Origin of the sequence: Achromobacter sp. B7 (assembly GCF_003600685.1) — a bacterium.
Lineage (GTDB): Bacteria > Pseudomonadota > Gammaproteobacteria > Burkholderiales > Burkholderiaceae_B > Achromobacter > Achromobacter spanius_B.
In genome coordinates, this window is record NZ_CP032084.1 from 1246398 (window position 1) to 1266881 (window position 20484).

At 63.3% G+C, this 20484-nt stretch carries 15 protein-coding genes; 13 read left to right on the forward strand and 2 right to left on the reverse strand.

Annotated elements, in window-relative coordinates; translation table 11 throughout:
* Position 1 precedes the first annotated feature (1 nt).
* The 13 genes from DVB37_RS05595 to DVB37_RS05655 all read left to right on the forward strand — a co-directional run bounded on the left by DVB37_RS05595 (position 2) and on the right by DVB37_RS05655 (position 16002).
* A complete protein-coding gene (locus tag DVB37_RS05595) occupies positions 2–1258 on the forward strand; it encodes an NADH-quinone oxidoreductase subunit D (RefSeq protein WP_046802539.1) in 1257 nt (418 codons plus the stop codon).
* Positions 1259–1305: 47 nt separating this feature from the next.
* Positions 1306–1800, forward strand: coding sequence for an NADH-quinone oxidoreductase subunit NuoE (gene nuoE, locus DVB37_RS05600; protein ID WP_006217963.1), 495 nt, complete (start codon positions 1306–1308; stop codon positions 1798–1800).
* Positions 1797–3164 carry an NADH-quinone oxidoreductase subunit NuoF gene (gene nuoF, locus DVB37_RS05605; protein ID WP_046802540.1) on the forward strand — a complete coding sequence of 456 codons (1368 nt, stop codon included), beginning with the start codon at positions 1797–1799 and terminating at the stop codon, positions 3162–3164. Before nuoE ends, nuoF begins: the two co-directional genes overlap by 4 nt.
* 15 nt (positions 3165–3179) lie before the next feature.
* Complete coding sequence (gene nuoG, locus DVB37_RS05610; protein WP_120154223.1) at positions 3180–5507, forward strand: NADH-quinone oxidoreductase subunit NuoG; 2328 nt, start codon at positions 3180–3182, stop codon at positions 5505–5507.
* A complete protein-coding gene (gene nuoH, locus DVB37_RS05615; protein WP_046802542.1) occupies positions 5507–6580 on the forward strand; it encodes an NADH-quinone oxidoreductase subunit NuoH in 1074 nt (357 codons plus the stop codon). The genes nuoG and nuoH overlap by 1 nt, the downstream gene beginning before the upstream one ends.
* 21 nt (positions 6581–6601) lie before the next feature.
* On the forward strand, positions 6602–7090 hold the full coding sequence (nuoI, locus tag DVB37_RS05620; protein WP_006217967.1) for an NADH-quinone oxidoreductase subunit NuoI: 489 nt from the start codon (positions 6602–6604) through the stop codon (positions 7088–7090).
* Between the two features lie 17 nt (positions 7091–7107).
* Positions 7108–7764 (forward strand): NADH-quinone oxidoreductase subunit J, encoded by a 657-nt coding sequence (locus tag DVB37_RS05625; RefSeq protein ID WP_120154225.1) that lies wholly within the window; start codon positions 7108–7110, stop codon positions 7762–7764.
* Entirely contained in the window at positions 7761–8069 is a 309-nt protein-coding gene (nuoK, locus tag DVB37_RS05630; protein WP_006217969.1) for an NADH-quinone oxidoreductase subunit NuoK, read from the forward strand. Before DVB37_RS05625 ends, nuoK begins: the two co-directional genes overlap by 4 nt.
* Before the next feature lie 17 nt (positions 8070–8086).
* A complete protein-coding gene (gene nuoL, locus DVB37_RS05635; protein ID WP_046802544.1) occupies positions 8087–10129 on the forward strand; it encodes an NADH-quinone oxidoreductase subunit L in 2043 nt (680 codons plus the stop codon).
* Positions 10126–11628: an NADH-quinone oxidoreductase subunit M gene (locus DVB37_RS05640; protein ID WP_046802545.1), complete on the forward strand. Its 1503-nt coding sequence runs from the start codon at positions 10126–10128 to the stop codon at positions 11626–11628. Before nuoL ends, DVB37_RS05640 begins: the two co-directional genes overlap by 4 nt.
* A 9-nt stretch (positions 11629–11637) precedes the next feature.
* Complete coding sequence (gene nuoN / locus DVB37_RS05645; protein ID WP_046802546.1) at positions 11638–13122, forward strand: NADH-quinone oxidoreductase subunit NuoN; 1485 nt, start codon at positions 11638–11640, stop codon at positions 13120–13122.
* A 13-nt stretch (positions 13123–13135) separates the two neighbouring features.
* Entirely contained in the window at positions 13136–13465 is a 330-nt protein-coding gene (locus tag DVB37_RS05650) for a DUF2818 family protein (protein WP_104142970.1), read from the forward strand.
* 260 nt (positions 13466–13725) lie between these two features.
* A complete protein-coding gene (locus DVB37_RS05655; protein ID WP_104142972.1) occupies positions 13726–16002 on the forward strand; it encodes a TonB-dependent siderophore receptor in 2277 nt (758 codons plus the stop codon).
* A gap of 112 nt (positions 16003–16114) precedes the next feature.
* On the opposite strand, the gene serB is transcribed toward DVB37_RS05655, so the two are convergent.
* The gene (gene serB, locus DVB37_RS05660) at positions 16115–16972 is read right to left on the reverse strand and encodes a phosphoserine phosphatase SerB (protein ID WP_120154227.1); all 858 of its coding nucleotides are present in this window, start codon (positions 16970–16972) and stop codon (positions 16115–16117) included.
* A 24-nt stretch (positions 16973–16996) separates the two neighbouring features.
* The gene (gene mfd, locus DVB37_RS05665) at positions 16997–20479 is read right to left on the reverse strand and encodes a transcription-repair coupling factor (protein ID WP_162941165.1); all 3483 of its coding nucleotides are present in this window, start codon (positions 20477–20479) and stop codon (positions 16997–16999) included.
* Positions 20480–20484 lie beyond the last annotated feature (5 nt).

Here is a 20484-nt window from a genome sequence, read left to right on the forward strand (position 1 = left end):
CATGGCAGAAATCAAGAACTACACGCTTAACTTCGGTCCTCAGCATCCGGCCGCGCACGGTGTGTTGCGCCTGGTGCTTGAGCTGGACGGCGAAGTCATCCAGCGCGCCGACCCGCACATCGGCCTGCTGCATCGCGCCACTGAAAAGCTGGCCGAGCACAAGACCTACATCCAGGCGCTGCCCTACATGGACCGCCTGGACTACGTGTCCATGATGTGCAACGAGCACGCCTACGTCATGGCCATCGAAAAGCTGCTGGGCGTCGAAGCCCCGCTGCGCGCGCAGTACATCCGTGTGATGTTCGACGAAATCACCCGTCTGCTGAACCACCTGATGTCGCTGGGTTCGCACGCGCTGGACGTGGGCGCGATGGCGGTGTTCCTGTACGCCTTCCGTGAGCGCGAAGACCTGATGGACTGCTACGAAGCGGTCTCGGGCGCGCGCATGCACGCGGCCTACTATCGTCCGGGCGGCGTCTACCGCGATTTGCCGGACACGATGCCGCAGTACGGCGACACCAGCAAATACCGTGGCGACAAAGAAATGCGCATCATGAATGACGCGCGTTCGGGCTCGCTGCTGGACTTCATCGAAGACTTCACCAACCGCTTCCCGGGCTGCGTCGACGAGTACGAAACGCTGCTGACGGACAACCGTATCTGGAAGCAGCGCCTGGTGGGCATCGGCGTGGTCGACCCTGACCGTGCCAAGGCGCTGGGCTTTACCGGCCCGATGCTGCGCGGCTCCGGCGTCGCCTGGGACTTGCGCAAGACGCAGCCCTACGAAGTCTACGATCTGCTCGATTTCGACATCCCCGTGGGTGTCAACGGCGACTGCTACGACCGCTATCTGGTCCGCATCGCTGAAATGCGTGAAAGTAACCGCATCATCCGCCAGTGCGTGGAGTGGCTGCGCAACAACCCGGGCCCGGTCATGATCGAGAATCACAAGATCGCCCCGCCCAAGCGCACCGCCATGAAGACCAACATGGAAGAGCTGATTCACCACTTCAAGCTCTTCACCGAAGGTTTCCACGTGCCCCCGGGCGAGGCGTATGCCTCGGTGGAGCATCCCAAGGGCGAGTTCGGCATCTATCTGGTGTCGGACGGCGCCAACAAGCCTTACCGCCTGAAGATTCGGGCCCCCGGCTTTGTCCACCTGCAATCGTTGGATGAAATGTCGCGCGGTCACATGATCGCCGACGCCGTCACCATCATTGGTACGCAGGACATCGTTTTCGGCGAGATCGATCGCTGATCCGCCCAGACAGTCACGAGCACGCCCGCATAACCCGGATTCAAACTATGCTGCTTTCCGAACAGGCCTACCAGAAAATCGACCGAGAACTCGCGAAGTTCCCGGCCGACCAGCGGCAGTCCGCCATCATGGCCTCGCTTGCCATCGCGCAAGAAGAGAAGGGCTGGTTGGCTACCGAAACCATTGAAGATGTGGCCAATTACATTGGCGTCCCGCCCATTGCGGTGCAGGAAGTCGCCACGTTCTACAACATGTTCGACGTCAAGCCCGTCGGCAAGAACAAGATCGCCGTCTGCACGAACCTGCCCTGTGCCTTGCGCGATGGCGACCGTGCCGGCGAATACCTCAAGCGCAAGCTGGGTGTCGACTACCGTCAAACCACCGCCGACGGCCAGTTCACGCTGGTTGAAGGCGAATGCATGGGCGCTTGCGGCGATTCCCCCGTGCTGATCGTGAACAACAAGCATATGTGCGTGCGCATGACGGACGAGAAGCTGGACGCGCTGGTCGCGGCCCTCAAGGTCCAAGGAGAGTCGGCATGAACGCGCCCGACCTGTACAAGCAGTTCGCGCAAGGGCTTGATCCCAACCCGCTGAACGACCTGTCCAATTCGATGTGCCTGCATGGCCGGCACATCAAGCCGCAGATCATGGCCGACGTCGACGGCGCCAACTGGCGCCTCGAAGACTACGTCAAGCGCGGCGGCTACGAAGCCCTGAAGAAGATCCTGACCACCGGCATGAAGCCGGAGGACGTGATCGCCGAAGTCAAGGCATCGGGCTTGCGCGGCCGTGGCGGCGCGGGTTTCCCGACCGGCCTGAAGTGGAGCTTCATGCCGCGTGCGTTCCCCGGCCAGAAGTACCTCGTCTGCAACTCGGACGAAGGCGAGCCCGGCACGTTCAAGGACCGCGACATCCTGCGCTTCAATCCGCACATCGTGATTGAAGGCATGGCGATCGCGGCCTACGCCATGGGCATCAGCGTCGGCTACAACTACATCCACGGCGAAATCTTCGAAGTGTACGAACGCTTTGAAGAAGCGCTGGAAGAGGCGCGCGCCGCCGGGTTCCTGGGCGACAAGATCCTGGGTTCGGACTACAGCTTTCAGCTGCATGCGTTCCACGGTTACGGCGCCTACATCTGTGGCGAAGAAACCGCGCTGCTGGAATCGCTGGAAGGCAAGAAGGGCCAACCGCGCTTCAAGCCGCCGTTCCCGGCCAGCTTCGGCCTGTACGGCAAGCCCACCACGATCAACAACACGGAAACGTTCGCGGCTGTGCCGTGGATCATCCGTAACAGCGGCCAGGCCTACCTGGAAGTCGGCAAGCCGAACAACGGCGGCACCAAGCTGTTCTCGATCACCGGCGACGTCGAACGGCCCGGCAACTACGAGATCCCGCTGGGCACCCCGTTCTCGACGCTGCTTGAACTGGCGGGCGGCATGCGCGGTGGCAAGAAACTGAAGGCGGTGATCCCTGGCGGGTCCAGCGCCCCGGTGCTGCCGGCCGACATCATCATGGAATGCACGATGGACTATGACTCCATCGCCAAGGCCGGCTCGATGCTCGGTTCTGGCGCGGTGATCGTCATGGACGAAACGCGTTGCATGGTGAAGTCGCTGCTGCGTCTGTCGTACTTCTATTTCGAGGAAAGCTGCGGCCAGTGCACGCCGTGCCGCGAAGGCACCGGCTGGCTCTACCGCATGGTGCATCGCATCGAAAACGGTCACGGCCGTCCGGAAGATCTGGACTTGCTGGACAACGTGGCAGGCAACATCATGGGCCGCACCATCTGCGCCCTGGGTGACGCCGCCGCCATGCCCGTCCGTGGCTTCCTCAAGCATTTTCGCGACGAATTCGCGCACCACATCGAGCATAAGTCTTGTGTGGTCCCGCAATATCTGTAGGTCTCAGGAACAGCAATGGTTGAACTAACCGTCGACGGCAATCAGGTCGAAGTGCCCGAAGGCAGCATGGTCATGCATGCCGCTCAGAAAGTCGGGCTTTACGTGCCGCATTTCTGCTACCACAAGAAACTGTCCATCGCGGCCAACTGCCGGATGTGCCTGGTTGAAGTGGAAAAAGCGCCCAAGGCGCTGCCCGCCTGCGCCACGCCCGTGACCAACGGCATGGTCGTCCACACCTGCTCTGAAAAGGCTCGCGCCGCTCAGAAGTCGGTGATGGAATTCTTGCTCATCAATCACCCCCTCGACTGCCCGATCTGCGATCAGGGCGGCGAATGCCAGTTGCAGGATCTGGCCGTGGGCTACGGTGGCTCTTCCTCGCGGTACCAAGAGGAAAAGCGCGTCGTGTTCCACAAGGACCTGGGTCCGCTGGTTTCCGCCGAGGAAATGACCCGCTGCATCCACTGCACCCGCTGCGTGCGCTTCGGCCAGGAAATTGCCGGCGTCATGGAATTGGGCATGCTGGGCCGTGGCGAACACTCCGAGATCACGACGTTCGTCGGCCGCTCGATCGAGTCCGAGCTCTCGGGCAACATGATCGACATCTGTCCGGTGGGCGCGCTGACCTCCAAGCCTTTCCGCTACAGCGCCCGTACCTGGGAATTGGCCCGCCGCCGCTCGGTCAGCCCGCACGACAGCCTGGGCGCCAACCTGGTGGTTCAGGTCAAGGGCGACCGCGTCATGCGCGTGGTGCCTTTCGAAGACGACGCCGTCAACGAATGCTGGATCAGCGACCGCGACCGCTTCTCGTACGAAGGCCTGAACAGCGACGACCGCCTGACCGCCCCGATGATCAAGGGCACCGACGGCAAGTGGCAGGAAGCCTCGTGGGCCGACGCGCTGCAAGCCGTGGCGCAAGGCCTGTCGCGCGTTCGCGACAGCTTCGGCGCCGGCCAGATCGGTGCCTTGGCTTCCGAATACGCCACCACGGAAGAATATGCGTTGCTGGGCCGCCTGGTCCGCGCGCTGGGTTCCGAGAACATCGACTTCCGCCTGCGCCAGACCGACCCGGCCTTTGACGCCGCGTTGACCGGCGCACCGTGGCTGGGCATGCCCATCGCTGAACTCGACAACCTGGACCGCGTCCTGGTCGTCGGCTCGTTCCTGCGCAAGGACCACCCGCTGATGGCGCAACGCCTGCGCCAGGCCGCCAAGCGCGGCACGCAGATCCTGATGGTCGACAGCGCCGCTGACGATCCCCTGCTGCCCGTCGCCGCCCGCATCACCGTGGCGCCGTCCGAGCTGCCGCGCGCGCTGGCCGAAGTGGCCGTTGCCCTGGCGCAAGCCAAGGAACAAGGCGTGCCGGCCGAATTCGCCTCGGTCACCCCGGGCGAAAACGCCAAGCTCATCGCCGCCAGCCTGGCTTCCGGCGCCAACACCGCCGTGCTGCTGGGCAACATGGCCGTGGCCAGTGCGCAAGCGACGACGCTGGCCGCCAACGGCCGCGCCGTGGCGAACCTGGCCGGTGGCAAGTTCGGCTTCCTGACCTCTGGCGGCAACACCGTCGGTGGTTACCTGGCCGGCGCTGTTCCGGGCAAGGGCGGCAAGACCGCCGCTGCCATGCTGGCCGAGCCGCTCAAGGCCTACATCGTGTTGCACGCCGAACCGCTGCTGGACGCCGATAACGGCCAGCAAGCCATCGCCGCGCTGCGCGGCGCGCAGTTCGCCGTGGCCTTGACGCCGTACCGTTCGGCAGCCGCCGAATGGGCCGACGTCATGCTGCCGGTGTCGCCGTTCACCGAAACGTCGGGCACCTTCGTCAACGCGCAAGGCCTGGCCCAAAGCTTCAAGGGCACGGTTGCACCGATGGGTCAGACGCGTCCGGGCTGGAAGGTCCTGCGCGTGCTGGGCAACGTGCTGCATCTGGCCGGCTTTGACGATGAAACGTCGGAATCGGTGCGCGATGCCGCGCTGGCCGGCGGCATCGAAGGCCGCTTGTCCAACGACGTCAAGGCGCCGCTGGGCCTGGGCCAAGCGCTGACCGGCCTGGAACGCGTGGCCGATGTGCCGATCTACCGCACTGACGCCATGGTCCGTCGCTCGGAACCGCTGCAAGCGGCCCCGGCATCCCGCAAGCCCGCCGCCGCCATGAACGGCCGTACGCTCGCCAGCCTCGGCCTGAGGGCCGGAGTCAAGGTGCGTGTGGCCGGTGCCGAAGGCGCCGTCGAACTCGAAACCGTGCAGGACGATGCCGTGGCCGACCGCGCCGTGCGCATCTCCGCGGCCTTTGAAAACACCGCAGCCCTGGGTGGCGCATTCGGTCAACTCAGCGTGGAGCGTGCCTGATGGAATGGCTTAATGTTCTTGAGAGCCACGGGCAGCAATTGCTGGGCCCGACGGTTTGGATGGTCCTCTGGACCCTCATCAAGATTGTGATCATCGCCGTGCCGATCATTCTGTGCGTTGCGTACCTGACGTACTGGGAACGCAAGATGATTGGCGCCATGCATGTGCGCGTGGGTCCGAACCGTGTCGGGTTCAGGGGGCTGTTGCAGCCGTTTGCCGACGTGTTCAAGCTGCTGACCAAGGAAGTCATCGTCCCCAGCGAAGCCAACAAGGTGCTGTTCGTCGTGGCCCCCGTGGTCACGCTGATGCCCGCGCTGGCTGCCTGGGCCGTGATTCCTTTTGGTCCTGATGTCGTGCTGGCCAACGTCAACGCCGGCCTGCTGTACATCATGGCTATTACGTCGATCGGCGTGTATGGCGTGATCGTGGCGGGCTGGGCGTCGAACTCCAAGTACGCGTTCCTGGGCGCGCTGCGCGCTTCGGCACAGATGCTGTCCTACGAATTGGCCATCGGCTTCGTGCTTGTCACGGTGCTGCTGGTGTCGGGCAGCCTGAACATGTCCGAGATCGTCAACGTTCAGAACCGCGGCTGGTTTGCCGACAAGGGCCTGACGTTCATGTCCTGGAACTGGCTGCCGCTGTTGCCGCTGTTCGTGATCTACGTCGTGGCTATCGTGGCTGAAACCAACCGTCACCCGTTCGACGTCGTCGAAGGCGAATCGGAAATCGTGGCCGGCCACATGGTCGAGTACTCGGGTATGGCTTTCGCCCTGTTCTTCCTGGGTGAATACGCCAACATGATCCTGCTGTCCTGCATGGCGTCGATCATGTTCCTGGGCGGCTGGGCTTCCCCGATCGACATCGCGCCGCTGACCTGGATTCCGGGTTGGATCTGGCTGGGTCTGAAGACGTTCGTTGTGGTCTCGTTGTTTGTGTGGTTCCGCGCTTCGTTCCCGCGCTACCGCTATGACCAGATCATGCGTTTGGGTTGGAAAATCTTCATCCCGCTGACCGGCGTTTGGCTGGTCGTGGTGGCGATCTGGATGCAGACGCCCTGGAACATTTGGCGCTAAGCCGCCAGGCAGAGGCAGGATATGGAAGCGATCAAAGATTTCTTCGGCAGCCTGATGCTGACCGAGTTGCTCAAGGGCATGCGCCTGACGGGCAAGTACTTTTTCAAGCGCAAGGTCACCTTGCGTTACCCGCAGGAAAAAACGCCGACGTCGGCGCGATTCCGCGGCCTGCACGCGTTGCGCCGCTACCCCAACGGGGAAGAGCGCTGCATTGCGTGCAAGCTGTGTGAAGCCGTGTGCCCGGCCTTGGCGATCACCATCGAATCGGACCAGCGCGAGGACGGCACCCGCCGCACCACGCGTTACGACATCGATCTGACCAAGTGCATTTTCTGCGGCTTCTGTGAAGAAAGCTGCCCCGTGGACTCGATCGTGGAAACCCATATCCACGAATACCACGGTGAAAAGCGCGGCGACCTGTATTTCACCAAAGACATGCTGCTCGCCGTGGGCGATCGCTACGAAGCCGACATCGCCCGCCGCCGGGCCGACGACGCTCCTTACCGTTGAAGCCCAGGGTCTGATCCATGACTTTTACCACTGTCCTTTTCTACATACTGGCCGCCGTGCTGGTGATCGCGGCGTTCCGCGTGATCACCGCGCGCAGCCCGGTCACCGCCGTACTTCACCTGATCCTGGCATTCTCCAACGCAGCCATGCTGTGGATGCTGCTGGGCGCTGAATTCCTGGCCTTGCTGCTGGTGCTGGTGTACGTGGGCGCCGTGATGGTGCTCTTCCTGTTCGTCGTGATGATGCTGGACATCCGCATGGACACCATGCGCCAGGGCATGAAGACCTACCTGCCGCTGGGCCTGGTGATCGGTCTGGTGCTGGTGCTGGAAATGTCCTTCGTGCTGGGTTCCACCTGGTACGGTTCGGGTCCGCAAGCCCCGGTTGCCGGCGACTACAACAACGCTCGCGCGCTTGGCGAAGTCATGTACACGCAGTATGTCTACGCCATTGAAGTGGGCGCCGCGCTGCTGCTGGTGGGTATGGTCGCCGCGATTGCGCTGACCCTGCGCCGCCGCCGCGACGTGAAGTACAACGACCCGGTAGCCGCCGTGCGCGTCCGTTCGAAGGACCGCTTCCGCATGGTCAACATGCCCGCCCAAAGCGAGCGTGCCCAGGCCAAGCGTGACGGAACGTCCGCCGCCGCCGCTGCGCCCGAAGGAGAAAAACAATGACGCTGACGCTGGCTCACTATCTGATCCTTGGGGCGATCCTGTTCGCCATCGGGATCTTCGGCATCTTCCTGAACCGCCGCAACCTGATCATTCTCTTGATGTCCATCGAGCTCGTGCTCCTGGCCGTCAACATGAACTTCGTGGCGTTCTCCAGCTGGTTCGGCGATACCGCCGGCCAGGTGTTCGTGTTCTTCATCCTGACCGTGGCCGCCGCTGAAGCGGCGATCGGCCTGGCCATTTTGGTGCTGCTGTTCCGCAACCTGAACACGATCAACGTTGACGAACTCGATCGCCTGAAGGGCTGACGGGGTATTGGAAGAAAATGTCTAGCTCACCCAATCTCTACTTGCTCATCGCGCTGGCACCGCTGGCCGGAGCAATTCTCGCGGGCCTTTTCGGCACCGGCTTCCTGGGCCGTCCCATCGGCCGCCGCGCGTCCCACGTCATCACCATTCTTGGCGTACTTATCTCCGCCATCGGTTCGGTGGTGGTGTTGGGCGACGTGCTCAACGGCCTGCGCTTTGACGGCGCGGTCTACACCTGGAGCCTGATCGGCCAGACCAAGCTGGAAATCGGCTTCCTGATCGATCCCCTGTCGGCCATGATGATGGTCGTGGTCACGTCCGTATCGCTGATGGTGCACATCTACACCATCGGCTACATGGCCGATGATCCCGGCTACCAGCGCTTCTTCTCGTACATCTCGCTGTTCACGTTCTCCATGCTGATGCTGGTGATGTCGAACAACATGGTGCAGCTGTTCTTCGGCTGGGAAGCGGTGGGCCTGGTGTCGTACCTGCTGATCGGTTTCTGGTACACCCGCCCGACGGCTATCTTCGCCAACATGAAGGCATTCCTGATCAACCGCGTCGGCGACTTCGGCTTCGTGCTGGGTATCGGCCTGTTGTTCGCGTATGCCGGCACGATGCACTACGGCGACGTCTTCGCCCAAGCCGACAAGCTGGCCACGATGACCCTGCCGGGTTCCGACTGGATGCTGCTGACGGTCGCGTGTATCTGCCTGTTCATCGGCGCCATGGGCAAATCGGCCCAGGTTCCGCTGCACGCCTGGCTGCCTGACTCGATGGAAGGCCCGACCCCGATCTCCGCGCTGATCCACGCCGCCACCATGGTGACGGCCGGTATCTTCATGGTGGCGCGCTTCTCGCCCCTGTTCGAACTGTCGGACGTGGCGCTGTCGTTCATCATCGTGATCGGCGCCATCGGTGCGCTGTTCCTGGGCATCCTGGGCATCATCCAGACGGACATCAAGCGCGTTGTCGCGTATTCCACGCTGTCGCAGCTGGGCTACATGACCGTCGCGCTGGGCGCCTCGGCCTACTCGGTGGCCATTTTCCACCTGATGACCCACGCGTTCTTCAAGGCACTGCTGTTCCTGGGCGCCGGTTCGGTCATCATCGGCATGCACCACGACCAGGACATCCGCAACATGGGCGGCCTGCGCAAGTACATGCCCATCACCTGGATCACCTTCCTGCTGGGCACGCTGGCCCTGGTCGGCACGCCGTTCTTCTCGGGTTTCTACTCGAAGGAGAACATCATCGAAGCCGCTGGCCACGCCAACGTCTGGGGCGCAAGCTTCGCGTACTACGCCGTGCTGATCGGTGTGTTCGTGACCTCGCTTTACTCGTTCCGCGTGTACTTCCTGGTCTTCCACGGCAAGGAACGCTTTGACACCACCGACCACGGTCACGGCCATGGCCACGACGCGCATGGGCATGACGACCACGGTCACGACGACCATGGCCACGGCCATCATGGCGGCAAGCCGCATGAGTCGCCCTGGGTGGTGACGCTGCCGCTGATCCTGCTGGCGATTCCGTCGGTGCTGGTTGGCGCCTGGGCGGTTGACCCGATGCTGTTCGGCAAGTTCTTCAACGGCGTGATCACGGTGCTGCCGCAGCATCCGGCCATGCACGAACTGCAAGAAGAATGGCACGGCTGGGTCGCCTATGGCCTGCATGCCTTCCAGACGCTGCCGTTCTGGCTGGTCGTTGCCGGTTTCGTCATTGCCTGGTACTGCTACCTGATCAATCCCAAGGTTCCGGCCGCGATCAAGTCCAGCCTGTCCGGCGTCAACAAAGTGCTTGAAAACAAGTACTACGTGGATTGGGTCAACGAGCAGATCATCGCTCGCGGCCTGCGCGCCCTGGGCCGTGGCCTGTGGAATACCGGCGACCGCGGCATCATCGATGGCCTGCTGGTAAACGGTAGCGCCCGCGTCGTGGGTTGGGTGGCAGCGGTCAGCCGCCACCTGCAATCCGGCTTCATCTATCACTACGCGTTCGCGATGATCATCGGCATCATGGCGCTGGTGACTTTCTTTGTGCTGATTCCCCAATGATGGCAAGCGAGATGGCATCCAACACTTTCCCCTGGCTCACGCTTGCGATCTTTGTCCCGATCGTATTCGGCCTGCTGGTGCTGGCGGTGGGCCGTGACGACCGTCCCGGTCTGACGCGCGGCCTGTCGCTGGTCGGCGCCTTTGCCGGCTTCCTCGTCACGATTCCGCTCTACACCGGTTTTGACAACACCACGGCCGCCATGCAGTTCGTGGAAAAGGCCTCGTGGATCGAAGCCTTCAACGTCAATTACCACCTGGGCATCGACGGCATTTCGCTGTGGTTCGTCCTCCTGACCGCGTTCATCACCATCATCGTGGTGCTGGCCGGCTGGGAAGTCATCACCAGTCGCGTGTCGCAGTACATGGCCGCCTTCCTGATCCTGTCGGGTCTGATGGTGGGCGTGTTCGCCGCGCTGGACGGCATGCTGTTCTACGTGTTCTTCGAAGCCACGCTGATCCCGATGTACATCATCATCGGCGTCTGGGGCGGACCGAACCGCGTGTATGCGGCATTCAAGTTTTTCCTGTACACGTTGATGGGTTCGCTGCTGACCCTGATCGCGTTCATCTACCTGTGGCACGCATCGGGCGGTTCGTTCGACATCCTGACCTGGCACCAGGTCAAGCTTGGCCAGACACCGCAGATCCTGATCTTCGTGGCGCTGCTGGCGGCGTTCGCGGTGAAGGTGCCGATGTGGCCCGTGCACACGTGGTTGCCGGATGCTCACGTGGAAGCGCCCACGGGCGGCTCCATCGTGCTGGCCGCGATCATGCTGAAGCTGGGCGCCTATGGCTTCCTGCGCTTCTCGCTGCCGATCACGCCCGACGCCTCGCACAGCCTGGCGGGCCTGATGATCACGCTGTCGCTCATCGCGGTGATCTACATCGGCCTGGTCGCGATCATCCAGGAAGACATGAAAAAGCTGGTGGCTTATTCGTCCGTGGCCCACATGGGTTTCGTGACGCTGGGCTTCTTCATCTTCAACACGGCCGGCGTCGAAGGCGCCATCGTGCAGATGATCTCCCACGGCTTCGTGTCGGGCGCCATGTTCATGTGTATCGGCGTGCTCTATGACCGCATGCACTCGCGCCGCATCGCCGATTACGGCGGCGTGGTCAACGTGATGCCGCGCTTCGCGACGTTCTTCATCCTGTTCTCGATGGCCAATAGCGGCCTGCCGGCCACCAGCGGTTTCGTCGGCGAGTTCATGGTGATCATGGGCGCCGTCGAACACAACTTCTGGATCGGCCTGTTGGCGGCTACCGCCCTGATCCTGGGTGCTTCGTATTCGCTGTGGATGGTCAAGCGTGTGGTCCTGGGCGACATCGCCAACGACCACGTCCGCGAGCTGACCGATATCAACCGCCGCGAATTTGTGATTCTTGGCGTGATGGCGATCGCCGTGTTGTACATGGGGATCTATCCCAAGCCCTTTACCGACGTCATGCACGTGTCGGTCGAGGCCCTGCTGCAACACGTTGCCGTCTCGAAACTGTAAGACAAGACAATGATGCAATCCCAAATCGATTTCGCCCTGGCGGCGCCGGAAATCCTTCTGCTGGTTTCCGGCCTGGCTATCCTGCTCGTCGACGCGGTCAGCAATCACCCCGAGCGCAAGCCGACGTTCCTGCTGACCATGCTGGTATTGGGCGTGCTGACCGTTGTGTCGGCCGTGCAATGGAAGAACGGCGTTGCGGGCGCAACGTTCAATGGCCTGTACGTCACCGACGAACTGTCGCACCTGCTGAAAATCGCGTCCTACATCGCCGTGGGCGCCACGCTGGTCTATGGCCGTGTCTACGCGCAAGTGCGTGACATGCTCAAGGGCGGCGAGCTCTACGTCCTGACGTTGTTCGCGCTGCTGGGTCAGATGGTCATGATTTCCTCCGGGAACCTCATTTCCATCTACCTGGGCCTGGAACTGATGTCGCTGGCGCTGTACGCGTTGATCGCGCTGCGTCGCGACGACGTCGTGGCCACCGAAGCCGCCATGAAGTACTTCGTGCTGGGCGCGTTGGCCTCGGGCTTCCTGCTGTACGGCATGTCGATGGTCTACGGCGCCACGGGTCACCTGGACCTGGCCGAAGTGTCCAAGGTCATCGCCGCCGGCAAGGCCGAGAAGATGGCGCTGGTGTTCGGCATCGTGTTCCTGGTGTCGGGCTTGGCCTTCAAGCTGGGCGCCGTGCCGTTCCACATGTGGGTGCCGGACGTCTACCAAGGTTCGCCGACCGCCGTCACGCTGATCCTGGGCGGTGCGCCCAAGCTGGCCGCCTTCGCCATCACGCTGCGCCTGCTGGTGGATGGCCTGCATGGCCTGGCCGCCGACTGGCAGCCGATGCTGATGATCCTGGCGGTGCTGTCGCTGGCCATCGGCAACCTGACCGCCATTGTGCAGACCAACTTCAAGCGCATGCTGGCTTATTCGACCATCTCGCACATGGGCTTCGTGCTCCTGGGCCTGATGTCGGGGTCGGTCGCGGGCAAGCCGGAACTGTCGTCCGCCGCCTATGGCGCGTCGCTGTTCTACATGCTGACCTACGTGCTGACCACGCTGGCCAGCTTCGGCATCGTGCTGTTGCTGTCGCGCCAGGGTTTCGAGTGCGAGCACATCGACGACCTGAAGGGCCTGAACCGCCGCAGCCCGTGGCACGCTTTCATCGTGCTGCTGCTGATGTTCTCGCTGGCCGGCATTCCGCCGCTGGTGGGCTTCTACGCCAAGCTGGCCGTGTTGCAAGCGTTGATCAGCGCCGGCCACGTGACGCTGGCCGTGGTGGCCGTGCTGTTCTCGCTGATCGGTGCGTTTTACTACCTGCGTGTCGTCAAGGTGGTGTACTTCGACGAGCCGGTGGCTGATGTTGCCCCGATCGTCGCCACGGTTGGCCAGCGCGGTCTGCTGTCCATCAACGGCGCCATGATGCTGCTGCTGGGCCTGTTGCCTGGTGGTCTGATGGCGCTGTGCGTGCAGGCGATTCGTTCGTCGCTGAGCCTGTAAGCGGAACCCGGCCATGAACCAGACGCTGGCGGTATGGCTGTTGATCGCGCTGGCTTTGGTCAGCGCCAACCTGCCGTTCCTGACCGAACGCGTGTTCGCCGTCTTGCCCTTCAAGCAGGGCGGGGCGGTGACGGTCAAGCCGTTCTGGATGCGACTGGTGGAAGTGCTGGTGTTCTACGCGCTGGTTGGCGCCTTGGGTTTCACCTTCGAGTCCACGCTGGGCAATCGGTTTGCCCAGACGTGGGAGTTCTACGCGATTACCCTTAGCCTGTATCTGGTGCTGGCCTATCCAGGCTTTGTGTACCGCTATTTGTTCAAGCGTCACCCTCGCTTGCGGGTGTAAAAGCCCCGCCAGTGCCTTGAAAACGCCCTACGGGGCGTTTTTCTTTTGGGTGCTTGAAACTCATCACACTTCAGGCCTCGCGGCTTGGAGAGGCTATGGCGGCGGCGGCGACCGTGTCCCCCTATGGGCCGCCACTGTTGTTTTTTCATCTTTTCGCGCGCCACTCAGCTTTCATTCAGGTGTCATTCAGCCGCCAGGATCAAAATCGCAACCTGTAAAAAAACAAGAATCGTTGCTATTCACATTCTGGAGAAGCTGGTTTGAAGCCCCAAGATTCGTATTCGCTGAATACGCTCGCTACCTCGCTTGCCGCGGCCATTGCGGCGCCCGCCCTGTTCATCAGCCCGTACGCCGCCGCGCAGTCCGCGGATTCCGGGGTGACGCAGCTTTCGCCGGTTCGGGTGGAGGGCGAAGGGTCTTCGTACCAGACCAGCACGGTGCCGTCGCCCAAAATGACGGCGCCGCTGCTCGACACGCCGCGCACGGTGCAGGTGGTGCCCAAGCAGGTGATCCAGGACCAGGCCGCATCAACGCTGCAAGACGTGCTGCGCAATTCGCCGGGCATCACGTTCGGCGCTGGCGAAGGCGGCCGTCCGGGCGGCGACTTGCCCATTATCCGTGGTCAGAATTCCGCGGGCAGCCTGTTCCTGGACGGCATCCGCGACAGCAGCACGCAGGTGCGCGACACCTTCAACCTGGAACAGGTGGAAGTCATCAAGGGCCCGGACTCGGTGTATTCGGGCCGGGGCGGCGCGGGCGGCAGCATCAACATGGTCAGCAAGGCGCCCAAGGTGACGGACTTCACTGAAGCCACCGCGCAGATCGGCACCGACAACAACTATCGCGCCACCATCGACAGCAACTGGCGCCTGGCCGATAAGGCCGCGTTCCGCTTGAACGTGATGGGCAACAAGGGCGATGTGGCCGGCCGCGACAATGCCGTGGATTTCGAACGCTGGGGCGTGGCACCGTCCTTGATGCTGGGCGTGGGTACGCCGACGCGCATCACGCTGAGCTACTACCACTATCAAGACGACAGCATGCCGGACTACTCCATCCCGTATGACCCCAAGACGGGGCAGCCGGTGACGGAGACCATGGGCGTCAGCCGCAAGTCGTTCTACGGCCTGACCGGGCGCGACTTCATGAAGACGCGCGACGACGTGGCCACCGTGGACTTCCAGCATGATTTTTCCGACAAGCTACAACTGCGCAACGTGACCCGCTATGGCCGTGGCACGACGGACTTCGCCGCCACCAACCCGGACGACAGCAAGGGCAATGTGCCCAATGGGCTGGTGTACCGTGCCTTGAAGTCGGGTTACTACGTCACCAAGAGCTTCGCCAACCAGACCGACCTGACGGGTGAATTCGAGACGGGCAGCCTCAAGCATTCGTTCGACCTGGGCTTCGAATACAGCAACATCAAGCAGAACAAAGACGGCTACACCGAGTCGGGCGTGCCCGCCGGCGGCAGCAACTGCGTGACCGCCACCACCAATGGCCGCAACACCTACGCCAACCCCGCGTTGTGCGCGTCGTTGTGGGACCCGGACCCGGGGACCGACTATCCGGGCAAGCTGAACCGCAACAACAACCCCGCCCGCTACAACACCGACACGCTGGCCCTGTACGGCTTCGACACCATCAAGTTCAACGAACAGTGGCAGGCCAGCCTGGGCGCGCGCTGGGACAACTACCGCACCAGCGGCAGCAACATCGCCGCCGGCCGCAACGACCCGGCCGGCACCCCGGCCTTCTACAGCACCAGCCGCGACGACAGCCTGTTCAACTATCAGGTCGGCCTGGCGTACAAGCCCGTGCCCAACGGCACCATCTACGCCACCTACGGCACCTCGTCCACGCCATCGGCCATTGCGGCGGGCGCGATCAGCGATGCCACGTCGATCAGCAATTCGTCGCTTGAACCCGAAAAGAGCCGCACCGTGGAAGTGGGCACCAAGTGGCAGGTCTTCGACGACCGGCTGACCTTGTCGGCAGCGGCTTTCCACGACACCCGCAAGAACACCAGCGTGGCCGTGTCGGCCACCGAAGTCGCGCAGGTGGGCGAGGCCAAGGTGCGCGGCATCGAACTGGGCTTCTCGGGCAACATCACGCCCCGATGGAACGTGTTTGGCGGCTATACCTTCATGGACAGCGAAATGACCAAGGGCGCTTACAACAGCGGCGCCGTCGGCCAGGACCTGCCCAACACCCCGCGCAACGCCTTCAGCCTGTGGACCACCTACAAGGTGCTGCCCAAGCTGACGGTGGGCGGCGGCGCCTATTACGTAGACAAGGTCTACGGCAATTCGGATGCCACCCGCAACGCGGACGGCACGCCCAAGGCGCGCTGGGTGCCGTCGTACTGGCGCTTTGACGCCATGGCAGCGTACGAATTCAACGAACACTATTCGGCGCAGCTGAACGTGCTGAACCTGTTCGATGAAACGTACTACACCAAGGCCTACGCGGCGCACTATGCGGCGCTGGGTACGGGGCGCGCGGCGTTGCTGACGCTGAAGATGCGTTACTGATCAGAGGCGAAATCAAACGCCAAAATCAGACGCTGGGATGAAAAATAGCCACCTCGGAAGGTGGCTATTTTTTTGCTGCCTGGCGCTACGGCGCGATCGGCTTCTGACCCGATCAGCTTTCAAACCAGTTCAACACCCCATCCAGCCCCGTGACGTTCAAGGCAAAGCGCGTCTGCTCGCGCACGACCGGCTTGGCGTGATAGGCCACCGGGAAGCCCGCGGCGCCTAGCATCAGCAGGTCGTTTGCGCCATCACCGATGGCGATGATCTGGTCTTTGGTGGCGCCGTGCGTGCGCGCGAATTCGCGCAGGTAGACGGCCTTGGCCTGGGCGTCCAGGATGTCGCCCAGCACGTGGCCCGTCAGCACGCCGTTGTCGATTTCCAGCGTGTTGGCGTGGGCGCTGTCCAGGTTCAAGCGTTCGCGCAGGCGATCGGTGAAGAAGGTGAAGCCACCCGAAACCAGCAGGACCTTGATGCCCGCGGCTTGCGCGGTGGAAACCAGGCGTTCGGCGCCCGGGTTCAGGCGCAGCTTTTCCACATAGACCTGTTCCAGCGCTGCGGCCGGCACGCCCTTGAGCAGCGCGACGCGGCGGCGCAGGCTTTCCGCGAAGTCCTTGATTTGGCCGCGCATGGCGGCTTCGGTAATTTCCGACACCTTGTCTTTGACGCCCACCACGCCCGCGATCTCGTCGATGCATTCGATGTTGATCAGCGTCGAGTCCATGTCCATCGCCAGCACTTTGCACTGCGACAGTTTCAGCCCGGCGGGCAGGAACGCCGCGTCGACACCGTTGCGGTCGGCCCAGGCCACCACTTCGGCGCGGGTCAGCGCATCGTGCTGCACGTCCAGCAGGCGGGCGGCGGTGTTGCTGATGCGCGCCACGCCCTGGGCCTGGGCCAACGCGGCCAGCTGTTCCGCGTGTTCGACGGTCAGGCCGGGGGATTGGACGACTAAGTGATGGGTGGTCATAAGAAAAAGGAAGGGTCGGGGGAATTACTTCAAGGCACGCAGCACGGCGCGGATGGCGTCTGAGCGGGCGGGGATCTGCGCGGCTTTGATCTCAACGCGCAATTTATCCTGTCCTGCCAGTTTGATGTTGCGTTGGCGCTGCACCAGTTCAATGATGCGCGCGGGGTCAACGCTGGTCTTGGGGCCGAACTGAATCAGTGCCTGCGTCTCGCTGGCGTCGATCTTGACGATGCCCAGCGGTTGCGCCGCCAGACGCAGGCGATGCGTCGTCAGCAGCGTTTGCGCGGCTTCGGGCAGCTTGCCGAAGCGGTCGATCAGTTCTTCCTGGATGTGGATCAGGTCGTCTTCATCGGCCGCGTGAGCCAGGCGCTTGTAGATGCCCAGGCGTGCATGCACGTCGGCGCAATAGTCGGACGGCAGCAGGGCCGGGGCGTGCAGGTTGACTTCGCACGCCAGGTTGAACGGCGCGTCCAGGTCGGGTTCTTCGCCCACGCGCAGCGCGCGCACGGCTTCGTTGAGCATCTCGTTGTACATCGAGAAGCCCACTTCCTGAATGTTGCCCGACTGCGAATCGCCCAGCACTTCGCCGGTGCCGCGGATTTCCAGGTCGTGCATGGCCAGGTAGAAACCGGAACCCAGTTCCTCCATGGCCTGAATCGCTTCCAGGCGCTTCTTCGCGTTGGTGGTGATGGCGTCTTCGCCCGGCGTCAGCAGGTAGGCGTACGCCTGGTGGTGCGACCGGCCCACGCGCCCACGCAGCTGATGCAGCTGCGCCAGCCCGAAGCGGTCGGCGCGGTGGATGACGATGGTGTTGGCGCTGGGCACGTCAATGCCCGTTTCGATGATGGTGGTGCACAGCAGCACGTTGTAGCGCTGCTGGTAGAAGCCCTTCATTACCTGTTCCAGCTCGCGCTCGGGCATCTGCCCGTGCGCGACCGCGATGCGCGCCTCGGGCACCAGTTCTTCCAGCCGGGCGCGCCGGTTGTGGATGGTTTCCACTTCGTTATGCAGGAAGTAGCACTGGCCGCCGCGCTTGAGCTCGCGCAGCAGCGCTTCGCGCAGCGTGCTGCCGTCTTCCCGGCGCACGAACGTCTTGATGGCCAGGCGCTTCTGGGGCGCGGTGGCGATCACGGAGAAGTCCCGGATGCCCTCCAGCGACATGCCCAGCGTGCGCGGAATCGGCGTGGCCGTCAGCGTCAGCACGTCGACTTCGGCTCGCAGCGCCTTCAGCGCTTCTTTCTGCCGGACGCCAAAACGGTGCTCTTCGTCGATGATGACCAGGCCCAGGCGTTTGAACTTCACGTCCTTGGACAGGATCTTGTGCGTGCCTATCACGATGTCGACGCGGCCGTCGTTGATGCCTTCGACGGCGGCCGCCACTTCCTTGCCGGAACGGAAACGCGACAGCTCAACGACGCGCACCGGCCAATCGGCGAAGCGGTCGGAAAACGTCTGTGCGTGCTGTTCGGCCAGCAGCGTGGTCGGGCAGAGCAGGGCGACCTGCTTGCCGTTGGCCACGGCCAGGAAGGCGGCGCGCAAGGCAACTTCCGTTTTCCCGAAACCGACGTCGCCGCACACCAGCCGGTCCATCGGGCGGCCCGACGTCATGTCGGCAATCACGGCTTCGATGGCGGCGGCCTGGTCAACGGTTTCTTCAAAGCCGAAGCCTTCGGCGAAGGCCTGATAGTCGTTCAGCGGCAAGTTGAACGCAAAGCCCTCGCGCGCGGCGCGCTGCGCATACAGCGCCAGCAGCTCGGCGGCCGTGTCGCGCACCTGCTTGGCGGCCTTGCGGCGAGCCTTGTCCCACTGGCCCGAACCCAGCTGATGCAGCGGCGCCGCATCGGGGTCCGCGCCGCTGTAGCGGGCGATCACGTGCAGCTGCGATACGGGCACGTACAGCGTGCTGCCGTTGGCGTATTCAAGATGCAGGAATTCCATCTCGCCTTCGCCCATGTCCATGTTGACCAGCCCGTGATAGCGGCCGATGCCGTGCTGGGCGTGGACGACGGGGTCGCCGGCGCGCAGTTCGGACAGGTCGCGCACCATGGCTTCGACGTTGCTGGCCCGTTCCTGGTCGCGCTTGCCGCGGCGCCCCGTGCCGGCGTGGCCCGGGTACAGGTCGTTTTCGGTCAGGAAGGCCAGATTCGCCTGGGGCAGGCCGAAGCCCGTGGCCAGCGGCGCGGCCACGATGCCGAAGTTGGCGTCGGACGCCAGGAACGCTTCGATGGTGTCGGGCTGCGCATCGGGCGTAACGCCGAACTCGTTCAGCATCTGCACCAGCGTTTCGCGCCGGCCGGCGGAGTCGGCGCACAGCAGCACCCGGGTCTGACGCGTTTGCACCAGGGCACGAAGTTTGGCGATGGGGTCGTCGGAACGGCGCGCCACGCTCACATCGGGCACGGCGCGAAAGTCCGGGTGCGGGTCGCCGGCGGTCAACGACAGACGGCGGAATTCCTTCAAGCGCGTGTACAGCGTTTCGCTATCCAGGAACAGAGCCGAAGGCGGCAGGACGGGGCGCTCGCGATCGCTCTTCAAGAAGCCGTAGCGGCTGGACGTGTCCTGGTTGAAGCGCTGGATGGCGTCATCGATATCGCCGACGGTGACGGTGACCGTGCCCGTGGTCAGGTAGTCGAACAGCGTGGCGGTTTCTTCGAAGAACAGCGGCAGGTAGTATTCCACGCCGGCGAACGGGATGCCGTTGCCGATGTCCTTGTAGGGCAGGGCGCGCGACGGGTCGCCTTCGAACACTTCCCGGAAGCGCGCGCGAAAGCGGGTCCGCGAATCTTCGTCCATCGGGAATTCGCGCCCGGGCAGCAGCTGCACTTCGCGCACGGGGTACAGGCTGCGCTGCGTATCCACGTCGAAGCTGCGGATGGTTTCGATTTCGTCATCGAACAGGTCCAGCCGGTAGGGCACCACCGACCCCATCGGGAACAGGTCGATCAGCCCGCCGCGCAGGCAGAATTCGCCCGGCGCCGTGACCTGGGTGACGTGGTTGTAGTTGGCCAGCGTCAATTGCGCGCGCAAGGCGGCTTCGTTCAGCTTGTCTTTCTGCTTGAACGAAAACGTGTAGGCCGCCAGGAACGAGGGCGGCGCCAGCCGATACAGCGCGGTGGTGATCGGCACCGTCAGCACGTCCACCGTTTTCATCATCAGCGAATGCAGGGTATGCAAGCGCTGGGAAATCAAGTCCTGGTGGGGCGAAAACGCGTCGTAGGGCAGGGTTTCCCAGTCGGGCAGCTGGCGCACGCGCAGGTCGGGGGCAAACAGCTGGATTTCTTCGGCCAGCCGCTGGGCCTCTACCGGTTCGGCCGTCAGGATGACCAGCGGCGCCTGTGCCTGCCGGGCCAAGTCTGCCAGCAACCAGGCGTCGCCGGAGCCGGGCGGCCGGGGCTGCGCATAGCGCGCGCCGGGTTTCAGCGCGGACAAAGTAGGGGCGGTCGCGGGGACGGGCGGCGCGGCGGTGACGGGGGAAGTGGCGGTGGGCATCAGGGTGGAAGCAGGCATCAAGC

Bases quoted from the DNA above. Each gene is read 5' to 3' on its own strand.
- DVB37_RS05595 (WP_046802539.1), top strand. From the start codon at position 2: ATGGCAGAAATCAAGAACTACACGCTTAACTTCGGTCCTCAGCATCCG.
- nuoE (WP_006217963.1), top strand. From the start codon at position 1,306: ATGCTGCTTTCCGAACAGGCCTACCAGAAAATCGACCGAGAACTCGCG.
- nuoF (WP_046802540.1), top strand. From the start codon at position 1,797: ATGAACGCGCCCGACCTGTACAAGCAGTTCGCGCAAGGGCTTGATCCC.
- nuoG (WP_120154223.1), top strand. From the start codon at position 3,180: ATGGTTGAACTAACCGTCGACGGCAATCAGGTCGAAGTGCCCGAAGGC.
- nuoH (WP_046802542.1), top strand. From the start codon at position 5,507: ATGGAATGGCTTAATGTTCTTGAGAGCCACGGGCAGCAATTGCTGGGC.
- nuoI (WP_006217967.1), top strand. From the start codon at position 6,602: ATGGAAGCGATCAAAGATTTCTTCGGCAGCCTGATGCTGACCGAGTTG.
- DVB37_RS05625 (WP_120154225.1), top strand. From the start codon at position 7,108: ATGACTTTTACCACTGTCCTTTTCTACATACTGGCCGCCGTGCTGGTG.
- nuoK (WP_006217969.1), top strand. From the start codon at position 7,761: ATGACGCTGACGCTGGCTCACTATCTGATCCTTGGGGCGATCCTGTTC.
- nuoL (WP_046802544.1), top strand. From the start codon at position 8,087: ATGTCTAGCTCACCCAATCTCTACTTGCTCATCGCGCTGGCACCGCTG.
- DVB37_RS05640 (WP_046802545.1), top strand. From the start codon at position 10,126: ATGATGGCAAGCGAGATGGCATCCAACACTTTCCCCTGGCTCACGCTT.
- nuoN (WP_046802546.1), top strand. From the start codon at position 11,638: ATGATGCAATCCCAAATCGATTTCGCCCTGGCGGCGCCGGAAATCCTT.
- DVB37_RS05650 (WP_104142970.1), top strand. From the start codon at position 13,136: ATGAACCAGACGCTGGCGGTATGGCTGTTGATCGCGCTGGCTTTGGTC.
- serB (WP_120154227.1), bottom strand. From the start codon at position 16,972: ATGACCACCCATCACTTAGTCGTCCAATCCCCCGGCCTGACCGTCGAA.
- mfd (WP_162941165.1), bottom strand. From the start codon at position 20,479: ATGCCTGCTTCCACCCTGATGCCCACCGCCACTTCCCCCGTCACCGCC.